Consider the following 9,764-nt stretch of genomic DNA (forward strand, 5'->3'; position numbering starts at 1 on the left):
GAGCGGTGGATGGCGGACGTGGTGAGGGCCGCGCTGGTGCAGGCGGCGTGGACGGGCGACACGGAGTCGATGCTCGCGAAGCACGAGGCGTACGCGCGGGAGGCGGCCGGGCGCGGGGCGCGGGTGATCGGTTTCCAGGAGGTGTTCAACGCGCCGTACTTCTGCCAGGTGCAGGAGGCGGAGCACTACCGCTGGGCGGAGCCGGTGCCTGACGGGCCGACGGTGCGCCGGATGCGGGACCTGGCCCGTGAGACGGGCATGGTGGTGGTGGCGCCGGTCTTCGAGGTGGAGGCGCCAGGGCTGTACTACAACTCGGCGGCGGTCATCGACGCGGACGGCTCGTACCTGGGCAGGTACCGCAAGCACCACATCCCGCAGCTCCCCGGCTTCTGGGAGAAGTACTACTTCCGCCCGGGGAACGCGGGCTGGCCCGTGTTCGAGACGGCGGTGGGCCGGATCGGCGTGTCCATCTGCTACGACCGGCACTTCCCCGAGGGCTGGCGGGCGCTGGGGCTCGCCGGGGCGCAGCTGGTGTACAACCCGTCGGCGACGTCGCGCGGCCTCTCGTCGCACCTGTGGCGGCTGGAGCAGCCTGCCGCGGCGGTGGCGAACCAGTACTTCGTCGCGGCGATCAACCGGGTCGGCGTCGAGCCGTACGGGGACGACGACTTCTACGGCACCAGCTACTTCGTGGACCCGCGCGGCCGTCTCGTCGGCGAGGCGGCCGACGACCACGCGGACGAACTGGTCGTGCGCGACCTGGACTTCGGGCTGATCGGGACGGTGCGCCAGGAGTGGGCGTTCTACCGGGACCGCAGGCCGGACGCCTACGGGGAGCTGGTGCGGCCATGAGCGGCGACGACCTGTGGGCGCGGCACCGCGCCGTGCTGCCGTCGTGGCTGTCGCTGTACTACGGGCGGCCGATGGAGATCACGCGGGGCGAGGGCCGTCACGTGTGGGACGCGGACGGCCGCCGCTACCTCGACTTCTTCGGCGGCATCCTCACCACGATGACGGAGCACGCGCTGCCCGCCGTCGCTGAGGCCGTCGCCGGGCAGGCCACGCGCGTCCTGCACACCTCGACGCTCTACCTGAACCGGCCGATGGTCGAGCTGGCGGAGCGGATCGCGGAGCTGTCCGGCATCGAGGACGCGCGGGTCTTCTTCACCTCGTCGGGCACGGAGGCCACCGACACGGCGCTCCTCCTGGCGACGTCCCACCGGCGCTCGAACCAGATCCTGGCGATGCGCAACAGCTACCACGGCAGGTCGTTCTCCAGCGTGGCGGTCACGGGGAACACGAGCTGGTCGCCGACGACGCTCTCGCCGCTCCAGACGCTGTACGTGCACGGCTCGGTGCGCACGCGCGGGCCGTTCGCGGCGCTGTCGGACGCGGACTTCACGGCGGCCTGCGTCGCGGACCTGCGGGACGTGCTGGACCAGGCGGGCGGGCAGGTCGCCGCGCTGATCGCCGAGCCGGTGCAGGGCGTGGGCGGCTTCACGTCGGGCCCCGACGGGCTGTTCGCGGCGTTCCGCGAGGTGCTGGCGGAGCGGGGCATCCTGTGGATCAGCGACGAGGTGCAGACGGGCTGGGGCCGCACCGGCGACCACTTCTGGGGCTGGCAGGCGCACGCGGCGAGCGGCCCGCCCGACATGCTGACGTTCGCCAAGGGCCTGGGCAACGGCATGTCGATCGGCGGCGTCGTGGCCCGCGCCGAGGTGATGGACGGCCTGTCGGCCAACTCGATCTCCACCTTCGGCGGCAGCCCGGTCACGATGGTCGCCGGGCTGGCCAACCTGCGGCACCTCCTCGACCACGACCTGCCGGGGAACGCGCGCCGCGTCGGCGGCCCGCTGCTGGCCCGGCTGCGGGCGTCCTGCGCGGGCCTCGACCACGTGCGGGAGGTGCGGGGGCGCGGGCTGATGATCGGCGTCGAGCTGGTGCGGCCGGGCACCGACCGGCCGTGGCCCGAGGCGGCGTCGCTGGCGCTTGAGGCGGCCAGGGAGGAGGGGCTGCTCATCGGGAAGGGCGGCGCCCCCGGCGGGAGCGTGCTGCGGATCGCGCCGCCGCTGTCGCTCACGGAGGCGGAGGCCGAGGAGGGCGCGGGGATGCTGGAACGGGCGCTGGCGCGGGCCGGTTCGGCGGCCGAGGGCGGCTGAGGCGGGCCGGGGCCGCCGTCGCGAGGGCTCCGGTACGGTGAACCGGGACGGGACGTGGACGGCGGCGCGAGGGCGGCGGTGACGGGTGAGGGCGGACGACGGCCAGGAGGCGCTCAGCTCCGACCAGGCGGTCCGGGCGATGCTGCTCCAGATGCCCCGGGTCGTCGGACGGCTGAAGCGGACGCCGCTGCCCGAGCGCCTGCGGTCCCTCAGCCTGGCGCCCCGGCACCTGTCGCTCCTCGCGTACCTGCTGTTCGACGGCCCGCTGCGGGTGGGCGAGCTGGCGGAACGCCTGGAGGTCGCGCCGACCACCGTCAGCCTCATGGTGAGCGACCTCAGCCGCCAGGGTGTGCTGGACCGCCGCGCCGACCCGGCCGACCGGCGGCGCACCATCGTCACGATCACGGAGGACGCGGAGACCCGCACCGCGATCGAACGGTGGCTGGCCAACGGCGCGGTGGCGTGGCGCAAGGCGTTCGAGCCGCTGTCCCCGGCAGAACGGGCGCTGTTCGTCCGGACGATGCTGACGTACGAGGCGGAGGCACAGCGCGCGGACGGCCCGGCGGGCGGCCCGGCGGACGACGGCTGACGCCGCCGCGTCCCGCCGCTGCCGCCGTCAGCCCTCGGCCAGCAGCGCGTTCATCTCGCCGATCTCCGCCGTCCTCGTCGTGACGACCGCGCGGGCCAGTTCGCGGGCCGGGCGGTGGACGCCCTCGGCGAGTTCGGCCCCCGCCAGCTCCACGGCCGTCTCGTGCCACCGGATCATCTCGGTGAGGAAGGCCCGGTCGAGGGCCGCGCCCTGCGCGTCGGCGAGCCCGGGCGGGAGGTCGTCGGCGGCGTCGGGCGCGGGGCCGTCCCACGCCGTGAGCCAGCCGGTCATCGTCGTGATGTCGGGGCGCTGGGAGGCGGCGATCCGCTCGGCGAGCGCGCGGACCTCGGGGGAGCCGGAGCCGTCCGCGACCAGTCCGGCGAGTGCGACGGCCTGCCGGTGACGGGGGATCATCGCGCGGACGAAGGCCAGGTCCGCGGCGTTGTGCTCCTCGTCCACCGCGCGCGCCGTGCCCCGTGGCGCGGCGTCGGCCGTGGCGGCCGTGTCACCCCCCGAGCAGGCGGCCAGCGGGGCCGTCAGCAGGACGAGGAGCGTGGCCAGGACGGCGGTGCGGGGGGCGCGGCGGGACGGCGGGCGGTGTGCGGTCATGGAGGTGCGGCTCCTGGTGCGGCGCGTGCGGGGCGGGCTGCGGGAAGCGGTCCACCGGTATGCGCCGACGTCGCGTGACGGCCATGCGGCTCATCCTAAGTTCCGCCCGGTCCGCGCCCGCGCGTCCCGGGGGCCGGGGGCGCGTCACGCCGCCCGGTCGCGCAGGAACTCCTCGAAGGTGACGGCCCGGACGCCGGTGAGGTCCCGCACGGCGGTGGTGACCTCGCTCTGCGCCCCGGCCGCCATCTCGGCCCACAGTTCGACCAGATCGGCGACGAACCCGGGCGGCAGGCCGCCGTCCCGCAGCTCGGCGGCCCGCTGCGCCGCCGGTACGTCCCGGTAGGCGACGGGGCGGCCGAGCGCCGCCGTGAGCAGCGCGGCGATCTCGGCGTGGTCCAGCGCCTCCGGCCCGCTGACGGCGTACGTCCCGCCCGTGGCGGGCGCGCCGGTGAGCACGGCGGCGGCGCAGGCGGCGACGTCGTCGGCGGCCACGTACGCGACCCGGCCGTCGCCGTACGGACCGACGATGTCCCCGGCCACGGGGGTGGAGCCCTGGCCGGTGAAGAAGTTCTCCATGTAGCCGGTCGGCCGCAGGAGCGACCAGGCGACGCCCGACGCGGCGAGGTGCGCCTCGATCTCCGCGTGGGCGCCGAGCGACAGCTTGGCCCCGGGCCGCGCGCCGAGGGCGGAGACCTTCACGATGTGGGCGACCCCGGCGGACACGGCGGCGTCGATGGCGTCCTTCTGCTGCCTGATCATCGGCTGCGGTCCCGCGGTGGGTATGGCCCCCGGGCCGTTGAGGAGGAGGCGGTCGGCTCCCGCGAAGGCGGCGGCCAGGGTCTCGGGGCGGTCGAGGTCGCCCACGGCGTACGGGCAGCCGAGGGCGGCGCCCGAGCGCGCGTCCCTGACCACCGCGCGGAAGTCCGCGCCCGCCGCCGTGAGCCGCCGTACGAGGCGGGTGCCGATGGAGCCGGTGGCCCCGGTGACCACGATCATGTCGTGCCTCCTTGCCGTGACGGGCCCGGCGCCGTGCCGCAGGCGAAAGCGAGGGGCCCTCGGGTTTGTCCGCCCGTTATACATGAGGAGCCCTCGACTTGTCAGCCGCGGGGGTCGGTACAGTGCGGGCATGAGTTCCCCCGGCAGCACGCCGCGCCGCATGCGCGCCGACGCGCGGCGCAACCACGACCGGCTGCTCGCCGAGGCGCGGACCGTCTTCGAGGAGCAGGGCGCCCAGGCGTCGCTGGAACTGGTCGCGCGCCGCGCTGGCGTCGCCATCGGCACCCTCTACGCACACTTCCCCACGCGCCGGGCGCTCCTCGGAGCGCTGCTGCGCGAACGGCAGGACGACGTGTTCGCGCTGGGCGACACCCTGCTGACCGACCAGGACCCCGGCGCGGCGCTGGCCAGCTGGATGCGCGCGGTCACCGCCCACGCCGCCGTCTACAGCGGCCTGGCCGACCAGTTGCTCGGGAGCCTCGATGACACGTCGTCCGAGCTGTACGGCGCCTGCAAGCGGATGGGCGCGGCGGGCGAGGCCCTGCTCGGCCGCGCCAAGGCGGCGGGTGCGGTCCGGCAGGACGTGACGGCGGACGACGTCTTCGCGCTCATCAGCGCGGCGGCATGGCTGCGCGACCAGCTCCCACCCGACCGGGCGGACCGGCAGCTCGGCCTGATGATCGACGGCATCGCCGCCACGGCGCCGGCGCGGGACTAGCGGCCCGCGACGTAGGCGCGGAAGTCCTCCAGCGACGCGACGAGGTCCCCACGGGCGGCGTCGTCCTCCGGCAGCGGCGGCAGATGTACGGCGGCGAACTCCTCGGCCGCCCGCAGCAACTCGGCGAGCGTCTCCCCCGCGTCCGACTCGTCCAGCACCCGCCCGCCCTGCGAGATCCGCAGCCGCCCGTCACGCAGCAGGCGGAAATCCAGGACGAACGACGAGTCCGTCCCCACGAACTTCCAGGTCCGTCCCGGACGCTCACGGCTCACCAGCGTCCGCGCCCCGTCGAGGAGATCAGTCAGCGCGAGGTGGATCATCATCCCCTGATCCGGCCGACGCCCCCGGGACGACGTCTCCCCGCCGGAACCCCTCAGGTCCACATCCCCCAGGTCGAACCCTGAGACCTGCTCCTCCAACGGCTCCCGGACACGGAACTCGACGCAGAGGGTCACTCGAAACTCCTGCCCATGGGAAAGAAGGTGATGACGCGGTTGCCGTCCTCCGAGTCCACCACAAGCCGGTAGTTGGCGCGGTGCCCGTTCACCCGCATACGGCTTTCGAACACCTGCATGCGCCTACTCGGGTCGGACACCCGTGTTCCCCTGCGGACCATCCGGGTGGTGGCCGCGAGTACCTGCTCGCGCGTAGTCGTCGGTGGCATCAGGTCACCCGGCCCCTTCGGCGCATCGCCGGTGATGTGCCGTTCGTCGATGTGCTGCCAGCCTTCGTTGTGGTTCCCGTCCTCCAGCCGAGGGGCCCTGCGGCAGAGCGCCAGGCCGAAGAAGTCGGTCCACTCCAGCGGGTTGGGGCCGTACCAGGCCGGGTTGGGGCCGCCTGCCAGGCCCAGGGGATCGGGGCTGATGTAGCGGCCGAGGGCCGGGTCGTAGTAGCGGAAGTAGTTGTGGTGCAGCCCGCTCTCGGCGTCGCGGTACTGGCCGGGGAAACGCAGGGGGCAGGACACCTCGCCGCTGTCCCGCCCGGCGAGCAGAGGCACACCCCACAGCGTGTCCCGCCCGTGCCAGACGGGCTCACCGTCGGCGTCGAGCAGTTCCACGGGCGTGCCCACCGGATCGGTGACGACGGCGAAGAAGCGCGGGCCGTCCCCACCCTCCACGCCGACGGCCTGTCCCACCGGCCGGGCCTCGTCCGGGTGCCAGTCCCACGTGATCACCCGCCCCGACGGCAGGTGCCGCTCCTCCGCGAGCACCGTGCCGTCCCACACGAAGCGGTACTCCTCGCGCCACGCGCCGTCGGGGCCGAAGTGCGTCTTCGCGGTACGGCGGCCCAGCGGATCGTAGCCGTAGGTCCAGCGGCTGCCGTCCGGCATCGTGACCGCGGTCATCCGGTCCTCGGCGTCCCAGGCGTACGTCCATGTCCGCGAGCCGCCGGACAGGAGCTTCCGCGTGCGGCGCACCATGCGGCCCGCGCCGTCGTGCTCGAAGAGCGTGTGTCCGGCGCGGCGGACCAGCGTCCCCGCATAGGCGCGGCCACCGATGTGGCCGACCTCGGTCTCCGACGCCGCGGGCCAGCGGGCGTCCTCGATGTCACCGCCGGGGGTGTACGCATAGCGCTCGGACCATCCGGCGCCCCTCACCGAGGTGACGCGCCCGGCACCGTCCAGTGCGAACCCACGGGCGCCGGAGTGCGGCGCGCTCATCTCCGTGATCCGGTCCGCCGCCCCGTAGGAGTAGCGCCGGTGGGTCGGCGCCGCGCCCGCTCGGGTCACGCGCTGGGCGACCAGCAGATCGCCCGGGGCCCATTCCTGGTCGATGCGGAACCGGTCCGTCCCCCGGGCCGTCTCACGGCCCGCCGGGTCGTGGGAGAAGCGCAGTGCCGATCCGGCGGTGAGCAGGAGGGCGGGCCGCCCGGCGGCGTCGTACTCCACGCGGCTCTCCACGCCGCTCGGGGTGCGGCGGTGGACTGACCGGCCCAGCGCGTCGTGACGACGGACCAGCGTCCGGCCGTCGCACTCCTCCGCGACGATGCGGCCCCGCGCGTCCCGCTCAAGGCGCAGGCGCGTCGCCCCGTCGCCCGCCGTGACGAGCCTGCCGAGGGCGTCGTACGAGAACCGGCTGGTGCCGCCCTCGTGCGACCGTTCGACCGTGTTCCCCAGCACGTCGTGGCGGCAGGTGACGGACTGGCCGGCGCCGTTGACCCGTTGGACCAGCTGCCGCGCCGCGTCGTGGCGGTAGGTCGTGGTGTGGCCGTCGAAGTCGGTCTCGGCCAGCAGATTGCCCACCGGGTCGTACGTGTAGCGCCAGACGAGACCTTGCGCGTTGGTCACGGACGTGAGGCGCAGCTCGGTGTCGTAGGCGAGGACGAGCCGACCCGTGTCCGGCGTGGTGCGCACGAGCGGCCGGTCGAAGAAGACGCTCTCGGTCCGGCTGACGGCTCCCGCGGCGTCCACATGGGCGAGTTCGTTGCCCTCGTGGTCGTACTCCCAGCGCTCCCGCGCGCCGCTGGGTGAGACGCGGCCGGTCAGCAGCCCGTCCGCGTCCCAGGTGAAGGTGGTGCGGTCGCCCGTCGGGCCGGTGATCGCCGTGACCCGGCCGAACGGGTCGTAGTCGTACCGGGTGCGCGCTCCCAGGGCGTCCTCCGTCGCGACCGTACGGCCCGCGGCGTCCGACGTGCAGGTGAGCGTGCCGCCCAGGGCGTCGGTGGTGCTGGTGAGCCCGCCGCCGGGGCCGTAGGTGTGACGCGTGGTGGCGCCGACGGGGTCGGTGACGCGGGTGAGGTTCCCCCGGTCGTCGTACGCGAACGACCAGGTCAACCCGCCGGGTTCGGTGACATCGACGGGCAGGCCCGTGCCGTCGAACCGGGCCGTCGTCCGTGCGCCGTCGGGGCGGACGGTCGCGATCCGGTTGCCCGCCTCGTCGTGGACATGGGTCGTGACGCGGCCCAGGGGGTCGGTCAGGCTGAGGAGCCGGTCGTAACGGTCCCAGGTACGGCGGGTGTGGTGACCGAGCGGGTCGGTCTCGGTGATCAGCCGATAGCTGTCGTCGAACTGGTAGACGGTGGTGTGGCCGAGGGAGTCGGTGAAGAGCGTCCGGTGGGACGCCGCGTCGTGGACGATGCGGCTGGACAGCGCGCCGTCGGTCCCCTCGGTCGCCGTGCAGCGTCCTTCCGCGTCGAGCGTGTACCGGTACCGGAGGCCGTTGCGGTCCTCCCAGCCGGTGACACGGTGGCGGTCGTCGTAGTGGAGGTGCTGTGCGACGCCTTCGCCGTTGTGGATGCCGGTGAGGTCGCCACGCGCGCTGTACGTGTAGCGACGCAGGACCGGGTGACCCGGGTGGCTGTCGAGCCGTAGTTCGGTGATACGCCTCCCGTCCGTGGTCACGCCGAGGCGGTAGCCGCCCGAGTGCACCAGGCCGGTGGGCGCTCCGGCGCCGTCCCACAGCACGTCGATGCGGTTGTCGTTGCGATCCACGAGCGCGGTCACGGGCAGTTCACCGCCGCGCCGACCGGCGACGGGCGAGAACGTCAGCACGTGCCCCCTCTCCGTCTGCCGCACGCGCATCGGGTCGCCGGGGACACCCGACCAGGACAACGCCCAGCGGGGGCCCTCGACGGGCATCACGGGGTCGTCGGGCAGGGGGGTGGGGTAGTGCAGGACCATGCCGTCCTCGGTGCAGAACCTGACGCCTTCTGCGCCGAGGACGAGCCGCTGGTCGAAGGTCGAGGCCCAGGAGGAGCCGAACCACCGGCCGCTGACGACCGACGTCCGGTGGTGGCGCCGGACGGCGAGGGTGAGGACGCCGGGGAGTTCGGCGTCCAGGGCGCTCATCACCACGTCGCCCGTGGCCATGTCGATCGGATCACTGCGGCAGAACAGGCTGCCGATCTCCCGGCCGGTGTTCCGGATGCCGCGCCCGATCCCGGCCGCCCCGGCGCGGAGGCCGTGCAGTCCGGTGCGGGCGGCGCTGAGGCCGCCGCGAAGTCCCCGCGCGAGTCCGCCGAGGGTGGTGAGGCCACGCACGCCCGGAATGCAGTCCAGCGCGGCGAACGCGACGTCGAAGAGTCCGGCTTCGCCGCGCGCGTATCCGACGAGGGTGTCGGTCAGGACGACGAGCGCCGCGGCGAGGACGGCCCAGGCGAGGGGCCCGCCGATGATCAGCACCACCACGCCGAGGACGGCGACGATCACCCGGCACACGTCAACGACGGTGTCCCAGCTCTCGCTCACCCAATGAACCGCGTCCTCCCACCATCGGCGGTTCCGGATCCCGGCGTCGGACGCCTCATCGATGTCACGGGCCGCCTCGCGCGCGGCTTCTTCCCTCATCTCGCGTGCCTGCCGCGCCAGTTCACGGGCCGCGTCCAGGGAATCCTGCGCGGTATCGACACGCGCCTGCGCGGCGTCACGTGCCGCGTCGGCGGCCTGGCGGTCGCGGGTCGCCGCACGGACCTCCGCCTCGTCCGGCGGCGGGGCGTTGTCGCGTTCGCCCTCGCGCTGGAGCCGGTCAGACTCGTCACCGGCCCGCGACACCCAGTCCTGCGCATCCCCCAACGACGCCCGCGCCGACGTCAGATCGGCCTGCGCCGCTATCGCACGGTCCAGGGCACGATCCGCCTGGCCCTGCGCCGTCTGGAGCTTCGGCCAGTACGTGTGCAACGCCTGCGCACATAAGTCGTAGGAATCCCGCAGCTTCTCCAAGTTCCCCGGCACACCGTCGAACTCGTTGCGGAACGC

8 protein-coding genes are annotated in these 9,764 nt (G+C 74.1%); 4 read left to right on the forward strand and 4 right to left on the reverse strand.

Going from position 1 to position 9,764, the window contains the following annotated elements; translation table 11 throughout:
* Positions 1 to 9 precede the first annotated feature (9 nt).
* The 3 genes from IF27_RS18050 (at position 10) to IF27_RS18060 (ending at position 2,748) form a co-directional block, all read left to right on the forward strand.
* Positions 10 to 852, forward strand: coding sequence for a nitrilase-related carbon-nitrogen hydrolase (locus tag IF27_RS18050; RefSeq protein WP_052850616.1), 843 nt, complete (start codon positions 10 to 12; stop codon positions 850 to 852).
* Positions 849 to 2,159 carry an aspartate aminotransferase family protein gene (locus IF27_RS18055; RefSeq protein WP_052850617.1) on the forward strand — a complete coding sequence of 437 codons (1,311 nt, stop codon included), beginning with the start codon at positions 849 to 851 and terminating at the stop codon, positions 2,157 to 2,159. The genes IF27_RS18050 and IF27_RS18055 overlap by 4 nt, the downstream gene beginning before the upstream one ends.
* 139 nt (positions 2,160 to 2,298) lie before the next feature.
* Positions 2,299 to 2,748: a MarR family winged helix-turn-helix transcriptional regulator gene (locus IF27_RS18060; RefSeq protein ID WP_052850695.1), complete on the forward strand. Its 450-nt coding sequence runs from the start codon at positions 2,299 to 2,301 to the stop codon at positions 2,746 to 2,748.
* A gap of 27 nt (positions 2,749 to 2,775) precedes the next feature.
* On the opposite strand, the gene IF27_RS18065 is transcribed toward IF27_RS18060, so the two are convergent.
* Together IF27_RS18065 and IF27_RS18070 are read right to left on the reverse strand one after the other, a co-directional pair.
* The gene (locus IF27_RS18065; RefSeq protein ID WP_052850618.1) at positions 2,776 to 3,357 is read right to left on the reverse strand and encodes a DUF305 domain-containing protein; all 582 of its coding nucleotides are present in this window, start codon (positions 3,355 to 3,357) and stop codon (positions 2,776 to 2,778) included.
* A 144-nt stretch (positions 3,358 to 3,501) separates the two neighbouring features.
* The gene (locus IF27_RS18070) at positions 3,502 to 4,353 is read right to left on the reverse strand and encodes an NmrA family NAD(P)-binding protein (protein WP_052850619.1); all 852 of its coding nucleotides are present in this window, start codon (positions 4,351 to 4,353) and stop codon (positions 3,502 to 3,504) included.
* A gap of 130 nt (positions 4,354 to 4,483) precedes the next feature.
* On the opposite strand from IF27_RS18070, the gene IF27_RS18075 reads away from it, so the two are divergent.
* Positions 4,484 to 5,071, forward strand: coding sequence for a TetR/AcrR family transcriptional regulator (locus IF27_RS18075; protein ID WP_052850620.1), 588 nt, complete (start codon positions 4,484 to 4,486; stop codon positions 5,069 to 5,071).
* Here the strand turns inward: IF27_RS18075 and IF27_RS18080 are convergent.
* Together IF27_RS18080 and IF27_RS18085 are read right to left on the reverse strand one after the other, a co-directional pair.
* The gene (locus IF27_RS18080) at positions 5,068 to 5,394 is read right to left on the reverse strand and encodes a hypothetical protein (protein ID WP_190233008.1); all 327 of its coding nucleotides are present in this window, start codon (positions 5,392 to 5,394) and stop codon (positions 5,068 to 5,070) included. The two genes, IF27_RS18075 and IF27_RS18080, sit on opposite strands and share 4 nt — an antisense overlap.
* 128 nt (positions 5,395 to 5,522) lie before the next feature.
* On the reverse strand, positions 5,523 to 9,740 hold the full coding sequence (locus IF27_RS18085) for an RHS repeat-associated core domain-containing protein (RefSeq protein ID WP_190233009.1): 4,218 nt from the start codon (positions 9,738 to 9,740) through the stop codon (positions 5,523 to 5,525).
* Positions 9,741 to 9,764: the final 24 nt, after the last annotated feature.

The organism is Streptomyces avicenniae (assembly GCF_000719135.1).
Lineage (GTDB): Bacteria > Actinomycetota > Actinomycetes > Streptomycetales > Streptomycetaceae > Streptomyces > Streptomyces avicenniae.

Excerpts from the sequence above, each read along its gene's own strand:
- IF27_RS18050 (WP_052850616.1), top strand. The coding sequence starts at position 10 with ATGGCGGACGTGGTGAGGGCCGCGCTGGTGCAGGCGGCGTGGACGGGC.
- IF27_RS18055 (WP_052850617.1), top strand. The coding sequence starts at position 849 with ATGAGCGGCGACGACCTGTGGGCGCGGCACCGCGCCGTGCTGCCGTCG.
- IF27_RS18060 (WP_052850695.1), top strand. The coding sequence starts at position 2,299 with ATGCTGCTCCAGATGCCCCGGGTCGTCGGACGGCTGAAGCGGACGCCG.
- IF27_RS18065 (WP_052850618.1), bottom strand. The coding sequence starts at position 3,357 with ATGACCGCACACCGCCCGCCGTCCCGCCGCGCCCCCCGCACCGCCGTC.
- IF27_RS18070 (WP_052850619.1), bottom strand. The coding sequence starts at position 4,353 with ATGATCGTGGTCACCGGGGCCACCGGCTCCATCGGCACCCGCCTCGTA.
- IF27_RS18075 (WP_052850620.1), top strand. The coding sequence starts at position 4,484 with ATGAGTTCCCCCGGCAGCACGCCGCGCCGCATGCGCGCCGACGCGCGG.
- IF27_RS18080 (WP_190233008.1), bottom strand. The coding sequence starts at position 5,394 with ATGATGATCCACCTCGCGCTGACTGATCTCCTCGACGGGGCGCGGACG.